Source organism: Ruminococcus sp. YRD2003, from assembly GCA_900109435.1.
In the GTDB taxonomy this organism is placed as follows: Bacteria; Bacillota; Clostridia; order Oscillospirales; family Ruminococcaceae; genus Ruminococcus; species Ruminococcus flavefaciens_G.
Genome location: FNZT01000005.1, coordinates 25372 through 44266, shown reverse-complemented (window position 1 = coordinate 44266; position 18895 = coordinate 25372). Strand labels below are relative to the sequence as shown.

General features: G+C 51.6%; 18 protein-coding genes. 11 read left to right on the top strand and 7 right to left on the bottom strand.

Annotated elements, in window-relative coordinates; all coding sequences use genetic code 11:
* Nucleotides 1–23: 23 nt before the first annotated feature.
* The 6 genes from obgE to BMX22_RS04360 all read left to right on the top strand — a co-directional run bounded on the left by obgE (nucleotide 24) and on the right by BMX22_RS04360 (nucleotide 4131).
* Nucleotides 24–1301 (top strand): GTPase ObgE, encoded by a 1278-nt coding sequence (gene obgE / locus BMX22_RS04385; protein ID WP_074741016.1) that lies wholly within the window; start codon nucleotides 24–26, stop codon nucleotides 1299–1301.
* A gap of 1 nt (nucleotide 1302) precedes the next feature.
* Nucleotides 1303–1716, top strand: coding sequence for a ribonuclease III domain-containing protein (locus BMX22_RS04380; RefSeq protein ID WP_074741014.1), 414 nt, complete (start codon nucleotides 1303–1305; stop codon nucleotides 1714–1716).
* 19 nt (nucleotides 1717–1735) lie between these two features.
* Nucleotides 1736–1936 carry a hypothetical protein gene (locus BMX22_RS04375; protein ID WP_074741012.1) on the top strand — a complete coding sequence of 67 codons (201 nt, stop codon included), beginning with the start codon at nucleotides 1736–1738 and terminating at the stop codon, nucleotides 1934–1936.
* A 12-nt stretch (nucleotides 1937–1948) separates the two neighbouring features.
* A complete protein-coding gene (locus BMX22_RS04370; RefSeq protein ID WP_074741010.1) occupies nucleotides 1949–2683 on the top strand; it encodes a YebC/PmpR family DNA-binding transcriptional regulator in 735 nt (244 codons plus the stop codon).
* A 143-nt stretch (nucleotides 2684–2826) separates the two neighbouring features.
* Nucleotides 2827–3327: a GNAT family N-acetyltransferase gene (locus BMX22_RS04365; protein WP_074741008.1), complete on the top strand. Its 501-nt coding sequence runs from the start codon at nucleotides 2827–2829 to the stop codon at nucleotides 3325–3327.
* Between the two features lie 234 nt (nucleotides 3328–3561).
* Nucleotides 3562–4131: a manganese efflux pump MntP family protein gene (locus tag BMX22_RS04360; protein ID WP_074741006.1), complete on the top strand. Its 570-nt coding sequence runs from the start codon at nucleotides 3562–3564 to the stop codon at nucleotides 4129–4131.
* A gap of 57 nt (nucleotides 4132–4188) precedes the next feature.
* On the opposite strand, the gene BMX22_RS04355 is transcribed toward BMX22_RS04360, so the two are convergent.
* The 3 genes from BMX22_RS04355 to BMX22_RS04345 all read right to left on the bottom strand — a co-directional run bounded on the left by BMX22_RS04355 (nucleotide 4189) and on the right by BMX22_RS04345 (nucleotide 7324).
* On the bottom strand, nucleotides 4189–4980 hold the full coding sequence (locus BMX22_RS04355; protein ID WP_074741004.1) for an NUDIX hydrolase: 792 nt from the start codon (nucleotides 4978–4980) through the stop codon (nucleotides 4189–4191).
* Between the two features lie 212 nt (nucleotides 4981–5192).
* Nucleotides 5193–5585 carry a PaaI family thioesterase gene (locus BMX22_RS04350; protein ID WP_074741002.1) on the bottom strand — a complete coding sequence of 131 codons (393 nt, stop codon included), beginning with the start codon at nucleotides 5583–5585 and terminating at the stop codon, nucleotides 5193–5195.
* 104 nt (nucleotides 5586–5689) lie between these two features.
* Complete coding sequence (locus tag BMX22_RS04345) at nucleotides 5690–7324, bottom strand: class I adenylate-forming enzyme family protein (RefSeq protein WP_074741000.1); 1635 nt, start codon at nucleotides 7322–7324, stop codon at nucleotides 5690–5692.
* Nucleotides 7325–7583: 259 nt separating this feature from the next.
* On the opposite strand from BMX22_RS04345, the gene BMX22_RS04340 reads away from it, so the two are divergent.
* Nucleotides 7584–9488: a diguanylate cyclase gene (locus BMX22_RS04340; protein ID WP_074740998.1), complete on the top strand. Its 1905-nt coding sequence runs from the start codon at nucleotides 7584–7586 to the stop codon at nucleotides 9486–9488.
* 322 nt (nucleotides 9489–9810) lie between these two features.
* Here BMX22_RS04340 and BMX22_RS04335 read toward each other — a convergent pair whose 3' ends face one another.
* The 3 genes from BMX22_RS04335 to BMX22_RS04325 all read right to left on the bottom strand — a co-directional run bounded on the left by BMX22_RS04335 (nucleotide 9811) and on the right by BMX22_RS04325 (nucleotide 12341).
* Nucleotides 9811–11253, bottom strand: coding sequence for an InlB B-repeat-containing protein (locus tag BMX22_RS04335; protein ID WP_074740996.1), 1443 nt, complete (start codon nucleotides 11251–11253; stop codon nucleotides 9811–9813).
* Nucleotides 11254–11279: 26 nt separating this feature from the next.
* Complete coding sequence (locus BMX22_RS04330; RefSeq protein WP_177172968.1) at nucleotides 11280–11456, bottom strand: DUF4250 domain-containing protein; 177 nt, start codon at nucleotides 11454–11456, stop codon at nucleotides 11280–11282.
* 204 nt (nucleotides 11457–11660) lie between these two features.
* Nucleotides 11661–12341 carry a hypothetical protein gene (locus BMX22_RS04325; protein WP_074740994.1) on the bottom strand — a complete coding sequence of 227 codons (681 nt, stop codon included), beginning with the start codon at nucleotides 12339–12341 and terminating at the stop codon, nucleotides 11661–11663.
* Between the two features lie 393 nt (nucleotides 12342–12734).
* On the opposite strand from BMX22_RS04325, the gene BMX22_RS04320 reads away from it, so the two are divergent.
* From BMX22_RS04320 to BMX22_RS04305, 4 genes are all read left to right on the top strand, one after another.
* Complete coding sequence (locus tag BMX22_RS04320; RefSeq protein ID WP_074740992.1) at nucleotides 12735–13232, top strand: complex I 24 kDa subunit family protein; 498 nt, start codon at nucleotides 12735–12737, stop codon at nucleotides 13230–13232.
* A gap of 65 nt (nucleotides 13233–13297) precedes the next feature.
* Nucleotides 13298–15157, top strand: a complete 1860-nt coding sequence (locus BMX22_RS04315) for an NADH-quinone oxidoreductase subunit NuoF (protein ID WP_074741337.1) — start codon at nucleotides 13298–13300, stop codon at nucleotides 15155–15157.
* Nucleotides 15158–15172: 15 nt separating this feature from the next.
* Entirely contained in the window at nucleotides 15173–16921 is a 1749-nt protein-coding gene (locus BMX22_RS04310; protein ID WP_074740990.1) for an NADH-dependent [FeFe] hydrogenase, group A6, read from the top strand.
* 78 nt (nucleotides 16922–16999) lie between these two features.
* Nucleotides 17000–17218 carry a hypothetical protein gene (locus BMX22_RS04305; protein ID WP_074740988.1) on the top strand — a complete coding sequence of 73 codons (219 nt, stop codon included), beginning with the start codon at nucleotides 17000–17002 and terminating at the stop codon, nucleotides 17216–17218.
* Nucleotides 17219–17263: 45 nt separating this feature from the next.
* Here BMX22_RS04305 and BMX22_RS15800 read toward each other — a convergent pair whose 3' ends face one another.
* A complete protein-coding gene (locus BMX22_RS15800) occupies nucleotides 17264–18760 on the bottom strand; it encodes a dockerin type I repeat-containing protein (protein WP_177172967.1) in 1497 nt (498 codons plus the stop codon).
* Between the last annotated feature and the right edge of the window lie 135 nt (nucleotides 18761–18895).

The following is an 18895-nucleotide window of genomic DNA, read 5'->3' as shown; positions in this document are numbered from 1 at the left end:
TCAAAACAACAGGAGGTCGTAGAATGTTCGTTGATCAGGCAAGGATAAAGATCAAAGCAGGCGACGGCGGCGACGGTGCCGTATCCTTCCACAGGGAGAAATATGTGGCTGCGGGAGGTCCCGACGGCGGCGACGGCGGCAGAGGCGGAGACGTTATCTTTCAGGTCGACGATAATTTCTCGACACTGATAGACTTCCGCTATAAGCGCAAGTACGTCGCTGAGAGAGGCGAGAACGGCTCGGGCAGGAACTGCACGGGCAAGAGCGCTCCGCCGCTCATAGTCAAGGTGCCGAGGGGTACTGTCATCAGGGACGCTAATACGGGCAGGATAATGGCGGATATGTCCTCGGATGAGCCGAAGGTGCTCGCAAGAGGCGGCAACGGCGGCAAGGGAAATGTCCACTTTGCTACGTCAACGCGCCAGATACCAAAATTCGCAAAGCCCGGCTATCCCGGCGAGGAATTCGAGGTAACTCTCGAGCTGAAGCTCCTCGCAGATGTCGGTCTTGTCGGCTTCCCGAACGTGGGCAAGTCTACGCTGATATCCGTTGTCAGTGCTGCTAAGCCGAAGATAGCCAACTATCACTTCACTACCCTCACGCCCGTTCTCGGAGTCGTTAAGACGGGGGAGGAGAAGTCCTTCGTTATGGCGGATATCCCCGGGCTCATCGAGGGCGCGGGCGACGGAGTAGGGCTCGGTCATGAGTTCCTCCGCCACGTCGAGAGATGCCGCCTTATCGTTCATGTCGTGGACGTTTCGGGCATCGAGGGACGTGACCCCAAGGAGGATTTCAACATCATCAACGCAGAACTCGCGAAGTTCAACGAGGAGCTCGCTCAGCGTCCGCAGATAGTCGCCGCGAATAAGTGCGATATGGCGACCGAAGAGCAGATAGCCGATTTCCGCAGCTTCATCGAGGATAAGGGTATTCCGTTCTTCTGTATCTCAGCCGCGACTACTCAGGGTACTCACGAGCTGATAATGAAGGTGGCGGAGGTGCTCGAGACACTCCCGCCTATCAAGGAGTATGAGGCTGAGCCCATTCCGCAGGCTGAGCTCGATGAGATGCTCGGCGTGGACAAGAAGTTCGAGATAACGGAGGAGGACGGCGTATTCTTCGTGGACGCGCCGTGGATACAGCCCGTTATGCGTACCGTAGACCCCGACGACTGGTCGTCGCTACAGTATTTCCAGCGCGTGCTCATCAACAGCGGCATTATCGCCAAGCTCGAGGAAATGGGCGCTAAGGAAGGCGATACCGTCAGCATAGAAGGGTTCGAGTTTGACTTTGTTGAGTAATATGGAAAATGAAAAGCTTACAGAGCGCGAGGCGAACACCTACAGTCCGCTCAGCCTTGCGTTTCTCGGAGACAGCGTCTATGACACGCTCGTGAGGGAGTATCTCCTGCGTATCGCGAATATGCCAGTGGCAAAGCTCCACTCCGCAAAGGTGAAGCTCGTGTGCGCGGAATTCCAGTCGGAGGCGTACAGCACGCTCGAGGAGCTCCTCGATGAGAGAGAGCTCGCTGTGCTGAAACGCGGCAGGAATGCTACGGGAAATACTGTGCCCAAGCACGCGGACGCTGTCGAATACAGACGCGCAACAGCTGTGGAGTGCCTTTTCGGCTACCTCTTCCTGCTCGGCAGGACTGAACGTATCTATCAGCTGTTTGACAGTATAATGGCGGGTACAGATGTGTCCGCAGATATATGAATGAACGGAGGTAAGGGCTATGAGCTTTATCAAGGGGCTGTTGGGAATGCTGAAGGGGGTCAAACTCGGCGGCATTATCCTCGGAGTTGTCGGGGGATTTGTCTTCGGCTTCATCGCAGGCGCGGGGATAGTCGCAATACTCGATTACCGCGATGAGAAGATCGCACGCCTATACAAGCTTCGTCATGATACCGACGAGAATTACATCTATTCAGAGTAAAGGAGAAAAGCTATGTCAGGTCATTCAAAATGGAACAATATCAAGCGCAAGAAGGAAGCTACCGATGCCGCAAAGGGCAAGATCTTCACTAAGATAGGCAGAGAGATCACCGTCGTTGTCCGCGAGGGCGGTCCCGACCCTGCCAACAATGCCAAGCTCCGCGACCTTATCGCAAAGGCTAAGGCTAACAATGTCCCCAACGACAACATCGACCGCGTCATCAAGAAGGCTGCGGGCGGCGAGGATAAGAACAACTACGAGAACCTCACATACGAGGGATACGGTCCCAACGGCGTTGCTGTTATCGTTGAGTGCCTCACCGACAATAAGAACCGTACAGCGGGCGATGTACGCCACTACTTCGACAAGTTCGGCGGAAACCTCGGTACTACGGGCTGTGTATCGTTCATGTTCTCCAAGAAGGGCATCGTTATCCTCGAGAACACGGGACTCGATGAGGACGCTGTTATGGAGGATGTTTTCGAGTGCGGCGGCGACGATTTCGACATCTCCGAGGAGAGCGTTGAGATAGAGTGCGCTCCCGAGAATGTATCCGCAGTCAGAGAGGCACTTACCGCAAAGGGCTATAACGTGCTCTCTGCGGAGGCTGAAATGGTGCCCGCAACTTATACCACGCTCACTGACGAGGACCACATCAAGAAGATGAACCTCCTGCTCGAGCACCTCGAGGACAACGACGACGTTCAGAACGTTTACCATAACTGGGATATGCCCGACGAGGAATAATTTCAATATCATAAACGGGCTGTCGGGGACGCCAGCCCCTACATAGTTCCGTTTTCACGGTGATTTGTAGGGGACGGCGTCCTCGACGTCCCTTGTAGGGGCGGATACCATCCGCCCGCGTGAAAAGCGATAAAGGAGGAAGTATGGCGGTTGAGATAAAAAAGGTAAAGTATCTGCCCGAGCTTCGCAGAGTTGCGGAGCTTGCCGACGAGATATGGCATGAATGCTTTGTTGACATCATTAGTGAGGGACAGATAGACTATATGGTGGAAAAGTTTCAGTCGCTCGAAGCGATGATACGTCAGGTGGAGGAGCAGGCGTACACTTACCTCGCTGTTTACGACGATGACGACCTTTGCGGGTATATCGCTGTAAAGCCCGAGCACGACGACCGCTTCTTCCTCAGCAAGCTGTACCTCCGTGTCGACAAGCGCGGGCAGGGGATAGCTCGGCTCATGCTTGAACGCGTCTTCGAGGAGGCAAGAAAGCACGGAAAGAGCTCCGTCTACCTTACCGTCAACAAGCATAACGACCACGCTGTGGCTGTTTACAAAAAAGCGGGATTCGTATTGACCGACTCTGTCGTGACCGATATCGGCGGCGGATATGTCATGGACGACTATATCTTCACATATGTGCTTTGAGTTATAATGTACAAACTGTAATTTATTGACTTGAAGCCGAATAAATTGTATAATAAGTGTTGTGATATGAGGGAGTAGTTAGCGCGGCAACGCGTGACAAGCCGACACACTGACCGCTTTAACGGTCCGGTTTTGTCTTAAATAATGAGACTCATGTATGGCTTTTTTGCTGTACCTGAGTTTATCTGGTTCGGGTACGCGAGTGCCCGATTTTTTGTTTTGTGAGGTAATTTTATGACTTGGACTGAACTTGTACTTCTTTCGCTCGGACTTGCTATGGACGCCTTCTCCGTCTCGGTCTGTAAGGGACTGAGCATGAAGAAGATAGACTATAAGGGAGCCTTCCTGACTGCCCTGTTTTTCGGCGTATTTCAGGGAGGCATGCCGCTCATCGGCTACTTCCTCGGAAGCCGCTTCGAGGAGTTTATCAGCCGCTACAGCCATTGGGTAGCGTTCATTCTGCTCGGCTTCATCGGCGGCAAGATGATATTCGAGGTCTTTCACGGCGGAGACGACGAGGAGGCTCAGACCGAGTACAAGCTCAATATCGGCGAGCTCTTCGTGCTCGCGATAGCTACGAGCATTGACGCGCTCGCGGTCGGAGTCGTGTTCGCGGCGCAGAAAACGCCTGTTATCAGCTCCGTGACCGTCATCGCAGTCATTACATTTGTCACGAGCCTCATCGGTGTAGCCATCGGCAACCGCTTCGGGAGCAAATACGAGAAAAAGGCTGAATTTGCGGGCGGAGCCGTACTTGTACTCATTGGCGTGAAGCTGCTGCTCGACGGACTTGGCGTGCTGTAAAAATAAAAAGCGGAAGGGATAAGTGGAACGTTCCAGATCCCTTCCGCTGATTTTTTCTCAGAAAACAGCCTTTTTTATCAGTGCCAGTTCGTCGAGGGAGATGCAGTGCTTGAACTCTCCTTCGTCCATTACCGCAAGCAGCTCGTCTATCTCCGCCCAGCATACGTCCGAGACCTCAGATGACTGCAATACCAGCCTGTCCACGTCAACGTCCTCGCGGCAGAGATATACAGCCCTCAGCTCGTTGTCCTTGATGCCCTCGGCTGTGTAGCAGTTCTTCATCAGCCCTATCAGCTCAAGGTGGCTGCCGTGTATCTTCAGTCCGAGCTCCTCTGCTGTCTCGCGGACTGCTGTGCTGCGGAATTCCTCGCCCTGTCCTACGTGACCTGCTGCGGATACGTCGTAGCAGTCGGGAGCTATGCGCTTCTCGTGCGAGCGCTTTTGCAGCAGCACGTATATGCCCATATCTTTGCGCTTGATTATCCATATATGTACCGCGGGGTGGAGCTCACCGTCGCGGTGGACAAGGCTGCGCGGCTTCGATTCCGATGTGATGCGCGCCTCGGAGTCGATGAGGTTGAGAAATTCATCCTCGATGACCTCCATTGAGATGTGGGGATTATTCTTCTCTGCCTCGGTGAATATGCCTATTATCTCGCGTACAGAGTCGTTGATGATGTCCTCGTTCGACTCGTATATCATGTATTTTATGTCGTCACTGACGGAGTTGAGCAGTCCGCGCAGCTCGTCTGCGTCCGCAATGCTCGCGGCACCGAGCTTCTTGGCAGCTTCGGCGTACAGTTCCTTCTGCGAGGCAAGCTTGCTGAGGTATATTTCTTTTTGTTCCATAAATCGCACTCCTGTTGAAATTCTCACGCGACTGTAATTATATACCCTTTGTCGGAAAATGTCAATGGTTTTTGCGATATTTGTCGGGATTGGCGGGATTTTTGTTTGCGGAACGCAGAGAATGGTGCTATGCATTGTTATGGTGTAGGGGCTGCCTTTGGCAGTCCGTCGTAATTATGAATATGCGGACGCCCGAAGGGCGCCCCTACGTCTCATTTCACGTGAAATCCCATGCACTGCACGTTTGCTACCTTTGTGCCGAGCTCGTCGGTGATGTCTACATTGTATACGCAGGTGCTCCTGCCGTCCTTTATCATTGTCGCCTTTGCGATGAGCTTCTTTCCCTTGATAGGGGAGAGGTAGGCTATGCTGTTATTTATGCCGACTACGCCTGGCTGCTGCCAGTTGGAGGCTACGGCAAATGCAAAGTCCGCGAGTGTGTAGTGGACTCCGCCCATTACGTTGCCCATGGCATTGAGATGGCGCTCGGCAAGCTCAAGGCTGCATACTGCGCTGTGGTCGCCTATCTCGTCGATTACCATGCCGTTTTCCGTGGCAAAGCGGTCCTTTGCGAATAATTCCCTTACCTTTTCGATGTTTTCCATAGTGATATTCCTTTCAATAATTGATAGATCCGACACGGGAGATGCCTGCATCGCCCGCAGCTGATCAAAATGGTGCAGATGTGTTATCCACCTGCACCATTACGTCAGTTCTTTATCTGCTTGGCAACGAGGCTCTCGCCGCAGTATATCTCGCGGAGCTTCGGTTTTTCTATCTTGCCTGTGGGATTTCTCGGAACGTCTGCGAAGATTATCTTATGCGGTCTCTTATAGCGCGGCATTTTCTGGCAGAATGCGTTTATCTCGTCTACGGAGCAGTCTACGCCCTCCTTGACCGAGATTATCGCTGCCGCTATCTCTCCGAGGCGCTTGTCGGGCAGTCCGATGACAGCCACGTCCTTGACTGCGGGGTGCGCACGGAGGAAGTCCTCTATCTGTACGGGGTAGAGGTTCTCGCCGCCGCTGATGATAACGTCTTTCTTGCGGTCAACGAGGTAGATGAAGCCGTCTTCGTCCTCCTGTGCCATATCGCCCGTAAGCAGCCAGCCGTCCTTGAGAGTTTCGGCGGTCGCCTTCTCGTCGCGGTAGTAGCAGGTCATAACGCCCGGGCCCTTGACATAGAGCTCGCCGACCTGTCCGCGCTCGACGGCATTGCCGTTCTCGTCGGCTATCTTGACCTCCCAGCCGTAGCCTGCCTTGCCGATAGCGCCTACCTTGTGGATGTTCTCTACGCCGAGGTGTACGCAGCCTGGGCCGATGGACTCGCTGAGGCCGTAGTTGGTGTCGTACTGGTGATTCGGGAAGTGCTCCTTCCAGCGCGCGATGAGCGACGGGGGGACAGGCTGTGCGCCGATGTGCATGAGCCTCCACTGGGAGAGCTCGTACTGTGAAAGGTCTATTTCACCGCGGTCGATGGCATCGAGGATATCCTGCGCCCACGGTACGAGCAGCCATACGATAGTGCAGAGCTCGTTCGACACCGTCTCGATTATCGACTTCGGCTTTACGCCTTTCAGCAGGACTGCCTTGCTGCCCGACTGGAGGCTGCCGAACCAGTGCATCTTCGCGCCCGTGTGGTAGAGCGGAGGTATGCAGAGGAACACGTCGTCACGGGTCTGACCGTGGTGGTTCTGCTCGCACTTGGCGGAGTGTACGAGGCTGCGGTGCTTGTGAAGGATAGCCTTCGGGAAGCCTGTTGTGCCCGAGGAGAAGTATATTGCTGCGTCGTCGTCGTCGGTGAGTTTGATATTCGGTGACTCACTCGATGAATTGGCAACGTTGCTGTCGTAGTGCTCGGCGAACGAGGGACAGCCCTCGCCTACATAGAAGAGGAGGCGGTTTTTGCTGATGTCCTCGGCTATCTCCTCTACGCGTCCGATGAACTCGGGGCCGAACATGAGGATGTCGACCTCGGCAAGGTCGAGGCAGTACTTTATTTCGTCGGCTGTATAGCGGAAGTTGAGCGGTACTGCGAGGGCTCCCGTCTTGAGAATGCCGAAGTATATCGGTAGCCACTCAAGGCAGTTCATCAGCAGTATGCCGACCTTGTCGCCCTTCTGTACGCCTCTCGCAAGAAGCATATTCGCAAAGCGGTTTGCCTTTTCGTCAAAGACTTTCCATGTTATCTCGCGGCGGTAGCGGCACTCGGGGTTCGGCTCGATGAGCTCGTACTCCTTCCATGTCTTGCGGCGAACCTCGGTTATCTCGGGGTTTACCTCCACGAGAGCGACGTCACTGCCGTATAATTCAGCATTTCTTTCGAGCAATTCTGTAATAGGCATAGTATTCTGTCCTTTCTCAGCTTTGTCAAGCATTTCAAAGCAATAAAGCTGTAAAGCCATAAATCATATAAAACCATTTTAACACAAAAAAGCCAAAAAGTAAAGAGTGCAGAGATATGCGAAATCACCAAAAAAAGGCGTCTTTGTGTGTGCAGTATCACGAAATTGCTTTAATTCATATTTTGCCCTTTTATTATTGAGTAAAAAGTGCTATAATTTACATATAAGTATTATACTTTTCTGGTAAAAGGAGAAAAATATGGGAAAAATAGTTAATATTGCCGTGTTTGTTGCGGGTCTCGATGAAGAGTACCAGAACAACATCATCACGGGTATAAATGATTTTGCAAAGCGTAATAGGGTAAACGTGACGTACTTCGCTGCATATGGGGGTATGCTCGACAGTAAGATATTCGATATAGGCGAGTACAGTATGTACGACGTCGCTAACCTCGAGTATTTCGACGGCGTTATCCTCATGACCAACTGTATCAACGATATGGTGGTCAGGGAGAAGATAATAAGCAGCGTCAAGGCGGCAAAGCTGCCTGCTGTGGTGTTTGACTGCGCCGATTATCCCGAATTCATCAATATCAGCATCGACAACACCGCTGCCATGCGCAATATGGTCCGCCATGTCATCCTTGAGCACGGCGCCAAGGTGCTGAACTACATATCGGGTCCTATGTCTAACCCTGAGGCTGTTGACCGCCTCAATGCTTTCCGCGAAGTCATGGCGGAGAATGGTCTGTCCGTCGAGGAGGGACGCATTTTCTACGGTGAGTTCCGCCCATACGACGGCAAGGCTGCTATCGAGCAGTATATGGAGTCGGGACTTGCTCTCCCCGATGCTTTTATCTGCGCTAACGACGCTATGGCTCTGACGGCTGTCAGCACGCTCGAGAAGTATGGATTCTGTGTGCCGCTCGACGTCATAGTCACAGGCTTTGATAATACCTACAGTGCGAGAAATTACTGCCCCGCACTCACGTCTGTGGGACGTCCTCTTGCCCGTGCGGGAAGTGCGGCCTGCAGTGCTCTCTTCGATATCGTCAACGGCAAGGAGCCCGAGATAGAGCACATGGAGGCTGAGTGCGTTTTCACCGAGAGCTGCGGATGCAGCAACAACAGCCTCGGCGGTGTGAGCGAGTTCAGTGAGTACCGCAAGCGCACCTACAACAAGATAGAGGACAGCAACGATAACGTTCACAAGCTGAATATACTCTCCGCAAGACTTGCCGAGACCGAGAATACCGACGATACCTTCGCGGTCATCAGGGACTTCGTTTCCGAGATAGACTGCGAGCGGTTCGCTCTGTGCCTCAAGGATGACTGGCAGGAGGCGTTCACAAACACTGCTGCGAATATAGGCCTTGACTGCGAGATGTGCGCTCCGCTCATCTGGGACAAGGGCGAGACTATGTCGATAGAGTATTTCCCGTGCAGTCAGATGTACCCCGAGCCCCTCGAAACAGGCGGAAATATCAGCTATTTTCTCCCTATACACTTCAAGGAGAGAGTGCTCGGATACTTCATAATTACAAACGGCGACTTCCCGATAACAAACCTCCTGTGCCATACATTCTCTATGAATATCAGCAACTCGCTCGAGAATCTGAGGAAGCTGTCGCATATCAACAAGGCTATGGAGGAGCTCAACAGGCTCTACGTAATCGACCCGCTCTGCAATGTGTACAACAGAAACGGCTTCATCAAGCTGGCTGATGATATGTTCAGGACAAGCGTTATGAGAAAACGCAAGATAATGCTCACGTTCATTGATATGGACGGGCTGAAGTTCATCAACGACAACTACGGTCACAATGAGGGCGACTTCGCGATCCAGCGCCTCGCGGACGTTATCAAGGAGTGCCTGAAAAGCGACAGCATTTGCGCGCGCTTCGGCGGCGATGAATTCGTTGTCTTCCAGCAGAAGGCTGCTGACGGCGATGATGCCGCGCTGGAAAGACGCCTCAATGCCAAGCTCGAAAGCATAAACAATATCATCTGCAAGCCGTATACGCTCTCTGCAAGCGTCGGCAGTATCATTAAAGTCCCTGCCGAGGAAGAGACACTCTACAGCATCATCAAGCAGGCTGATGCTCTGATGTATGAGGTCAAAAAAGAAAAAAAGAACTCCCGCCGCGCTATGGAGGCGAAATAAGTAAAGTAAATCCCCGCCTTAAGGGGCGTACGCATACAGAAGCAATACGGGACATATATCGGGGGAAACCTTTCTGAAGAAAGGTTCTCCCCCGAACCCCTTTCCAAAGACTTTTAGTCCAAATTTTGCCCCTATGGGGTACTCTCATTGAAAAGAAAGACTTACTCTTTTCATATCAGGAGAGTACCCCATAGGGGCAAAATTTAAATTGAAAGTTTTAGGAAGGGAGTTTGAGGGAGAACCCTTTTTCAAAAGGGTTTCCCTCAATAAATACTCCGCATTGCTTCTGTGTGCGTACAGCCCTTACGGCGGGGGTACTTTGTTATTTGGCGGGGAATTCCGTTATTACCTTTGCGTCGTATTTCTGGATGGTCAGAGCGTCGTTGGCTGTGATGCCTGCCTCTCCGTCTACATCTCCGTTGACCATTCCGAGCTCCGACAGCCCATACTTGTCGTGGTTGCCGATATGCTGGAGTATCGCTACCGAATCAGCTACGGATACCTTCTTGTCGCAGTTGGCGTCGCCGCTGATGATATCCTCGGGAATGAAAGTTGCGACTGTTGTTGCGGTCGCAGTTGAAGTTGTGACGGATGTTGATGCGGAAGATGTTGTTGCAGATGTTGTGGTTGCAGAAGTAGTAGAGGAGAAAGTTGTCGTTGTTACCTCGGGAGCGTCGCCGTCCTCCCATACAGCCTTGAAGCTGATGCCCATTCCGGGGACTGCTCCGAGCACCTTGTACTCGTCGCCTATCTGATAGATTTTGCCGTCGTCATTGGACTTCCAGCCTGCGAAGTGCTTGCCGTCAACGGTGATTTCGGGGGCGGGGCAGGTGATGACGGTATCGGTCTCGGCGGGTATCTTTATGACCGTACCGCCGTTGCCTGGATTGAATACGACCTTGTACTCTACGGGCTGCCATACGGCTGTGAACGTAACGTCCTCGCCAGGCATTACAACTGTCTCGGTGGGCTTGTAGATTTTGCCGTCTGCACTCGATTCCCAGCCCGTGAGGGTGAAGCCCCTGCGTGAGAAGCGGTCTTTGCCTGCGAGTTCGTCGGATGTGCCTTCGGTCTTTTCAAATGAGAATTCGCTGTTGCCGTTGAGTCTGTCAACGTCGCCTGCGAAGTATGTCAGCTGTATCTTCCTGTAGAGGATGGGGTAGAGGACGATGTCGTGGTCGGGCATAACGAGCTGTGTTGCGTAGCTGTATACCCTCTCTCCGTCTGTCAGCCATTTGCTCACGTATTTGAGTGTGCCGTTCTCGGTCTCCTTCTCTACGAATACCGTAGTATCGTTCGGAGTGAATACCTCGTTGGGGGAATATGATTCATCTTCGAGCCACTCTGGGTTCTCGAAGGTCATGCCGTCGCGCTCGAGCACGTACTTTACGGTGTGCTTTTCCTGCGTGGGGTCTATCCAGCACATATGGAATACGACCTCATCGGCGTCTGCGGGGAGGTCTACGAACTGTCCCGAGGAATAGCCGACTACTCCGTCGTATGTCCAGCCCGAGAAGATATAGCCCTTCTTTGTGAAGTTGCCCGCGGGGACGTTGGTGTGTGCTTCATCGGTGGTCGAAGGCTCGAACAGCGAGAGGTCTGTGGTCTTGCCCGCAGTCGCGTCCTCGTCTATCTCGTAAATGAGTTTTATTTCCTTTTTGCCCTCGTCATCGGCTGCGGAAGCTGTGAACAAGCCTCCGAACGTGCTCAGAGAGACTGCTGCCGCCAGAATGACGGCGATCGGTCTGCGATGTGATTTTTTCATTTTTTCCTCCTGTCCGACGCATAGCGTCAGGCGAAACAATTTCTTTCTTTGTTGTAGGAATAGCCTATTTTTGCAAGTTTTTCGGCAATATCTTCGGCAGGCAGGTCAAGGCTCCTGCACAGCTCGTCGAAGCTCGGGTATTCATCTCTCAGCTTTGTATTTATGTAGCTGAGAAGAATAGCGGGGTCATTCGGAATATTCAAAGCATACCCTCCCTTTTTTCGATACAGCTTCCTTTCGTCCGCAGTGCAAAACAGACGTAAGGCGGCAAAAATCGAGTACTCTACAAAATAAATATACAATAATCGTATACATTTGTCAATGAAATTAGTGGAACATCGTTTTTGAACTTTATGTAAATTTGTAAAATGAAGCGCGGCACAGCTTTTGCTGTGCCGCACCTGCGTTCATATGCTGTCCATTTCACTCGGAATGTGGACTTTTTCGTACTTCTCGAGCTCGTCCTGCGTGGCGCCGAGCTCAGTCATTTCGCCTGATGAGCGTTTTTGTATCTGCTGCATCCTGAGCTGATACGGGTCCATTATCTCACGTTCACGCCTGTTTTCCTTGTATTCCTCATAGCGTGGGTTGAACTGCGGGAATCCCTCCTGATCCTCCAGCCAGTGGTACCTGATAACTGCCCACATATTCGCGGCTCCCGTGAAGATGCAGGCGAGGCAATATAACGAAACTATGGTGAACGCTATCGGTATGCGGTCAAAGAAGTGGATGATGTTGAGCCATATCATCAGACCGTAATTCGCGACCTGAAGCGGGAGAACTATCAGTCCCGAGAGGGAGTGGTGAAGTATGCTGACACGGTATGTCAGGTAAAACGAAAGCGGCGCGACTATAAACGTGTCGATTATCAGAATGAACGATATATACGACATAAGCGGTATGCCCGTGTACATTGCTATCCAGTCCCAGCTGAGCCCGACCATGCTCACGAGAGAGTAAGCCATTATCATTAATCCGCCTATCAGATACGTGAAGAAGGCAATGCCGTTTATGCGCTTGACACGCTTCAGCAGTGTGTAATTGTGCATAAATTCCATTGATGTCTCGCGATCTATGATGTAAGGCATATCCATCCCTCCGATATATGAATATTTATTGTAATAAGTATATCATTTCATATAGTAAATGTCAATAGCAGGCACGGTTTTTATTGTATAAAAATATATGATATTTTCAGTTTGTTCCCTAAATATTCACATTTGCTTTAAAGGGCTGAAATTAACGAAATATTGGTAAAAGTATAACCTTGACAACTGTAAATGTTATGTAATACTAACATATTTATCTTGCGCGTTTTTGTTAAAAACGTACAATGATTCGGAGGCTAATTAGGCTAATTTGGCGATAGAAATTTTATTTATTATATGTTATAATACATTATGATATGTGAGTCATAATATTTCCGTCGGCAAACGGTTTGTTATTTATTTCACAGAATTTATTAAGGAGGTTCATCAACAATGAATTCATCTAAATCCACTGTTCCCTTCAAGGGCACTCCCGAACAGGAGGCTCAGCTTTTAGCTGTTATTGAAGAGAAAAAGGACACTCAGGGTGCTCTGATGCCTATCCTTCAGAAGGCTCAGGAGATATACGGCTATCTCCCCATCGAGGTCCAGACCATTATTTCCGATAAGACAGGTATCCCCCTCGAGAAGATCTACGGCGTTGTTACCTTCTATGCTCAGTTCTCGCTTTATCCCAAGGGAGAGTACACTATCTCGGTTTGTCTCGGTACAGCCTGCTATGTTAAGGGCTCGGGAGACATCTACAACAAGCTTCAGGAGAAGCTCGGCATCTCCGGCGGCGAATGTACTCCCGACGGCAAGTTCTCTCTCGATGCCTGCCGCTGCATAGGCGCCTGCGGACTTGCTCCCGTTCTCACCGTAAATGAGGACGTTTACGGCCGTCTCACTGTTGATGACGTTGATAAGATACTCGCTAAGTATACAGCATAAACGATAACATTATAGGAGGAAAATATATGAAGACTCTTGAAGAACTCAAGGCTGTCAGAGAATCTATGGAGGGCGAGGTCGCTCTCAGAACTCATGGCAACGCTTCTTCAAAATATGAAAGACACGTACTCGTCTGCGGCGGTACAGGCTGTACTTCTTCGGGCTCTCCCAAGATCATCGAGGCCCTCGAGAATGAGCTTGCTTCCAACGGACTCACCGAGAAGGTGCAGATAGTCAAGACAGGATGCTTCGGTCTCTGCGAAAGAGGTCCCATCATGATCGTTTACCCCGAGGGTTCGTTCTACTCGCGCGTTAAGGTAGACGAGATCCCCCGCATCGTCAAGGAGCACCTCGTTGAGGGCAACCCCGTCAAGGAGTTCCTCTATGAGGAGACTGTTGCAGGCGATGAGATAAAGGCTCTTGATGATACTGCATTCTACAAGAAGCAGCACCGTGTTGCTCTCAGAAACTGCGGCGTTATCAATCCCGAGAACATCAATGAGTACATAGGCAGAGACGGTTATAAGGCTCTCGGCAAGGTGCTTACAGAGATGACTCCCGAGGACGTTATCCAGACTATCCTCGATTCGGGTCTCCGCGGAAGAGGCGGCGGCGGCTTCCCCACAGGCATGAAGTGGAAGCTCGCAAGAAATATCGTTCCCAATGCTGACCAGAAGTATGTCTGCTGTAACGCTGACGAGGGCGACCCGGGCGCATTCATGGACCGTTCCGTTCTTGAGGGCGACCCCCACGTTGTACTCGAGGCTATGACCATTGCAGGTTATGCTATCGGCGCTACACAGGGTTATATCTACGTTCGTGCCGAGTACCCCATCGCTGTTGAGCGTCTCAACATCGCTATCAAGCAGGCTCGTGAGGCAGGTATGCTCGGCGATGACATCTTCGGCACAGGCTTCAAGTTCGACATCGACCTCCGCCTCGGCGCAGGTGCGTTCGTATGCGGCGAGGAGACCGCTCTTATGACCTCTATCGAGGGCAACCGCGGCGAGCCCCGTCCGAGACCTCCTTTCCCTGCTGAAAAAGGTCTCTTCCAGAAGCCCACTATCCTCAACAATGTTGAGACATATGCAAATATCCCCCAGATCATCCTCAACGGTGCGGAGTGGTTCGCATCAATGGGTACCGAGAAGTCAAAGGGTACAAAGGTATTCGCTCTCGGCGGTAAGATAAAGAACACAGGTCTCGTTGAGATACCTATGGGTACTACTCTCCGCGAAGTTATCGAGGAGATAGGCGGCGGTATCCCCAACGGCAAGAAGTTCAAGGCTGCTCAGACAGGCGGTCCTTCCGGCGGATGTATCCCCGCAGAGCACTTCGATATCCCGATCGACTACGATAACCTCATCAGCATCGGCTCGATGATGGGTTCGGGCGGACTTATCGTTATGGACGAGGACAACTGTATGGTAGATATCGCCAAGTTCTTCCTCGAGTTCACTGTTGACGAGTCGTGCGGTAAGTGTACTCCCTGCCGTATCGGTACTAAGAGAATGTGGGAGATACTCGACAAGATCACAAAGGGCAAGGGAACTCTTGAGGACCTCGATACCCTCGAAGAGCTCGCTCTCCACGTAAAGAGCAACTCTCTCTGCGGTCTCGGACAGACTGCTCCCAACCCTGTACTTTCAACTCTCAAGTGCTTCAGGGATGAATACATTGCCCACGTTGTTGATAAGAAGTGTCCCGCAGGCGTATGTAAGGACCTCCTCAGCTTCGAGATCGAGAAGGATAAGTGTATCGGCTGTGGTATGTGTGCTAAGCAGTGTCCTGCTTCCGCTATCTCAAGAACCGATTACATTGCTCCCGGCAAGAAGCTCGCTGCAATGGAGATAGACAAGTCCAAGTGCGTTAAGTGCGGCGCTTGTATCGCAACCTGTAAGTTCAAGGCAATCATCAAGAAGTAAGCGGAGGAATAATCAATGGAAAATATCACAGTTAAAGTTAATGGTGTTGAGATCTCCGTCCCCAAGGGTACTACTGTTCTTGAGGCTGCTCATACCGCAGGTTTTGAGATCCCCACACTTTGCTATATGAAAGAGATCAACGAGATCGGTGCTTGCCGTATCTGCGTTACTGAGGTGAACGAGGGAAGAGGTTTCCGCCTTGTAGCGGGCTGCGTTTATCCCTGCTCGCCCAATATGGAGATAGTTACCAACTCTCCCAAGGTAATAGAGTCGCGCAAGAAGACTCTCGAGCTCATTCTCTCGACTCACGACAGAAAGTGCCTCTCCTGCGTAAGAAGCGGCAACTGCGAGCTCCAGAAGCTCTGCAAGGACTACGGCATCGACGACGCTACCAAGTACGACGGCGTCAACGAGCACTACGAGATAGATGATTCCGCTGCACATATGTACCGCGATAACAACAAGTGTATCCTCTGCCGCCGCTGCGTGGCTGTCTGCTCCAAGACACAGGGTATCGGCGTTATCGGCGCAAACGAGCGCGGATTCAAGACATATATCGGCTCTGCTTTCGATATGGGACTCGGCGAGACAAGCTGCGTATCCTGCGGTCAGTGTATCGCTGTATGCCCTGTCGGCGCTATCAGTGAGAAGGACTTCACAAAGGATGTTATGGCTGCTATCGCAGACCCCGAGAAGACTGTTATCGTTCAGACTGCTCCCGCAGTTCGTGCAGGTCTCGGTGAGGCATTCGGTCTCCCGATAGGTACGAACGTTGAGGGCAAGATGGCTGCTGCTCTCCGCAGACTCGGCTTCGATAAGGTATTCGATACCGACTTCGCTGCTGACCTCACTATCATGGAGGAGGCTAACGAGTTCATCGAGCGCGTTACTACAGGCGGCACACTTCCTATGATAACTTCGTGCTCACCCGGATGGGTCAAGTTCTGCGAGCACTACTACCCCGACCTTCTCGACCACCTCTCGACCTGCAAGTCGCCTCAGCAGATGTTCGGCGCTACAGCCAAGACATACTGGGCAGAGAAGATGGGTCTTGATCCCAAGAACATCGTTATGGTTTCTATCATGCCTTGTACTGCTAAGAAGTTCGAGATCGGCAGACCCGACCAGAGCGCAGCAGGCGTTCCCGATGTTGATTTCGCTCTCACTACACGTGAGCTCGGCAGAATGATAGAGCGCGCAGGTATCAACTTCCTCGGTCTTCCCGATGAGAAGTTCGACGATCCGCTCGGTATCTCGACAGGTGCAGGCGTTATCTTCGGCGCAACAGGCGGTGTTATGGAGGCTGCTCTCAGAACAGCTTACAATACTCTCACAGGTGATAATCTTATTGATATCCCCGAGGTCCGCGGTACTGATGCTATCAAGGAAGCTACCTACAAGGTAGGCGACCTCGACGTCAAGGTGATCGTTACAAGCGGACTTTCCAACGCTCGCAAGGTGCTCGACGATATCAGAGCAGGCAAGTGCGACGCTCAGTTCATCGAAGTTATGGCTTGTCCCGGCGGTTGTGTAAACGGCGGCGGTCAGCCTCAGGTTCCCATGGGTATCAGATACTTCGTTGACATCAGAGCTGAAAGAGCTAAGGTCCTCTACAACCTCGACAAGGAGATGCCTCTCCGTCAGTCGCACGAGAATCCCGCTATCAAGAAGGTTTACGAGGAGTTCTTCGAGAAGCCCGGCAGCCACAAGGCTCATGAGGTCCTTCACACCTCTTACGTAAAGAGAAAGGTAAACGAGGTCTGATGACCGCGTCTTACAAGTAAAAACGTGTCCCTCCGACTGTGTGTCGGAGGGATTTTCATAAAGATAAAGGAGCAAATCATGAAAAAGAATACGTGTGAATTGTGCGGGACAAAGCTCATCAGCGGCAAACTCTTTACAGCTACTCCGCATGACGTTCTGTTCTATCCCTTCGGCGAGGAGTATAAGACTGACCCTCAGCGCAGCACTATCCACTGCGAGGCGTGCCCGAAATGCGGCCATGTCCAGAATCTGACTCTTACATCGCCCGATAAGATCTTCGGCGAAAAAGGTGAATAAATGACATTATAAAAGGTCTGTGCTTAAAAGCACAGACCTTTTCGTTTAGTTTATCCCGTCCGTTGTTGCTGTTATCGTAGTGGTCAGAAGCTTCCTCAGCACGATGACGTCGAACATATCGACCTTTCCGTCGTCCGTCAGGTCCTCATAGCATTTGGAGGGCTTTTTGCCAAGCGCGTGGTCGGTGCAGCATACAAGGTCCGCGACGCTGACCGTGCCGTCGTGATTGACGTCGCCGTATTCATACACGGGAGCAGGCTCGGCAGTAGTTGTTGCAGACGCGGTGGTCGGTGCCGTGGTGGACGTTGCGGTAGTAGTGGCGGTGGAAGTTGAAGTGGTGGAGGATACGGCAGATGTAGTAGTCGGTGCGGCTGTGGTCGATTCGGTGACTGTTGTAGTTATCGTTGTTGTTGTGGCGGTAGTGGTAGTAGTTGTGCCGGTTGTAGTAGTTGTTGTCGTAACTATGGGCTTTGTCGGGTCAAAGTCGGTCTTGGAGATGGTGGGGTAGGTGAAGTAGGCGAGCGCATACTCCTCGCCCTCAGTGTGCTCCTGGAAGAAGCTGTCCGAGCCTTTGAGGAAGAAGTCGTATACTATCTGATAGCCGTATTTTCCGTCATAATCGTCCCATGTGACATCCATGCCGTACCAGTTTCCGTCCTCCATCTGCACGTAATTCCACATATGTGCGGTCTTTTCATCGGGGTCGTAGTTGCCGAATATGCACACGCAGGGGATGCCCTCGCGGTCGCAGATGAGCTTGAACGCCTTCGAGTAGCCCTCGCAGACTACGCCGGGGACTAAGAGCGCGCCGAGGCATGAGCCCGAAAACTGTCCCTCGAGATCGTAGTAGGTGAATTTTGCTATCCGGTCGTGAATGGACTTCAGCTTTTCGTAGCGTGTACTGCCGTTGACCTCAAAATTGGCTACGGTCTCCTCGAGCTTTTCCTTGTATTCAAATACCTCGTCCCACGAGGCGAATCCGCTGTAGGCGGCGGGTGAGACAGTCAGCTGGTAGACTGTGTACTGGTACTTGCGGGAGCCGAGACGCTTTTGCTGGACGGATTTTACGCCGACCTGTAAATTGTTGACGTCGAGCCAGAAGAGCTCGGGGATATCGAATGACGCGCATTCGATACCGCTTCTGCAAGCCTTGAACACCGCTGTTGATGCGGCTTCTGTGTTTATGTCAAAATACCATGATGAGCTCTCGATAACAAGCGGTTCGGGGAGTGTGATAACGAGCGTGTCAAGGCTCGGGTTTATGAGAGTCATCATTTTCAGGTACACCTCTGCGTTGTTTTCGTCGAGGTAGTAGCCGAGGTTGTATGCGCCGTTCTCATTGTCGTAGTTTGAACCGATGTTTACAGCCCCTCCTCCGCTGAGAGCCTGCTCGTCAAGGTCGCTTATCGAGAGCGTCTCGCTTTCGTCGATGTCGACGAACTGCGGTATGTCATCCTCTGCAAATACGGCAGGGGGGGCGGCTCCTATGAGCAGGGCGGCAGAAGTTAAGAGAGAAAATGCTGATGAGAATAATTTTTTCATGTTATGACCTCCGTTTCTCATTTTCAGTATCTTCCCAATTCCGATATCTATCTAAGATACATTATAACAGAACTGAAAATAAAAGTCAATGAATACACGAAAAATTCATTAAATTTCCACAAAGCCTGTCCGCGC

Bases quoted from the DNA above. Each gene is read 5' to 3' on its own strand.
- BMX22_RS04340 (WP_074740998.1), top strand. From the start codon at position 7,584: ATGGGAAAAATAGTTAATATTGCCGTGTTTGTTGCGGGTCTCGATGAA.
- obgE (WP_074741016.1), top strand. From the start codon at position 24: ATGTTCGTTGATCAGGCAAGGATAAAGATCAAAGCAGGCGACGGCGGC.
- BMX22_RS04350 (WP_074741002.1), bottom strand. From the start codon at position 5,585: ATGGAAAACATCGAAAAGGTAAGGGAATTATTCGCAAAGGACCGCTTT.
- BMX22_RS04380 (WP_074741014.1), top strand. From the start codon at position 1,303: ATGGAAAATGAAAAGCTTACAGAGCGCGAGGCGAACACCTACAGTCCG.
- BMX22_RS04360 (WP_074741006.1), top strand. From the start codon at position 3,562: ATGACTTGGACTGAACTTGTACTTCTTTCGCTCGGACTTGCTATGGAC.
- BMX22_RS04355 (WP_074741004.1), bottom strand. From the start codon at position 4,980: ATGGAACAAAAAGAAATATACCTCAGCAAGCTTGCCTCGCAGAAGGAA.
- BMX22_RS15800 (WP_177172967.1), bottom strand. From the start codon at position 18,760: ATGAAAAAATTATTCTCATCAGCATTTTCTCTCTTAACTTCTGCCGCC.
- BMX22_RS04375 (WP_074741012.1), top strand. From the start codon at position 1,736: ATGAGCTTTATCAAGGGGCTGTTGGGAATGCTGAAGGGGGTCAAACTC.
- BMX22_RS04305 (WP_074740988.1), top strand. From the start codon at position 17,000: ATGAAAAAGAATACGTGTGAATTGTGCGGGACAAAGCTCATCAGCGGC.
- BMX22_RS04365 (WP_074741008.1), top strand. From the start codon at position 2,827: ATGGCGGTTGAGATAAAAAAGGTAAAGTATCTGCCCGAGCTTCGCAGA.
- BMX22_RS04370 (WP_074741010.1), top strand. From the start codon at position 1,949: ATGTCAGGTCATTCAAAATGGAACAATATCAAGCGCAAGAAGGAAGCT.
- BMX22_RS04320 (WP_074740992.1), top strand. From the start codon at position 12,735: ATGAATTCATCTAAATCCACTGTTCCCTTCAAGGGCACTCCCGAACAG.
- BMX22_RS04315 (WP_074741337.1), top strand. From the start codon at position 13,298: ATGGAGGGCGAGGTCGCTCTCAGAACTCATGGCAACGCTTCTTCAAAA.
- BMX22_RS04335 (WP_074740996.1), bottom strand. From the start codon at position 11,253: ATGAAAAAATCACATCGCAGACCGATCGCCGTCATTCTGGCGGCAGCA.
- BMX22_RS04310 (WP_074740990.1), top strand. From the start codon at position 15,173: ATGGAAAATATCACAGTTAAAGTTAATGGTGTTGAGATCTCCGTCCCC.
- BMX22_RS04345 (WP_074741000.1), bottom strand. From the start codon at position 7,324: ATGCCTATTACAGAATTGCTCGAAAGAAATGCTGAATTATACGGCAGT.
- BMX22_RS04325 (WP_074740994.1), bottom strand. From the start codon at position 12,341: ATGCCTTACATCATAGATCGCGAGACATCAATGGAATTTATGCACAAT.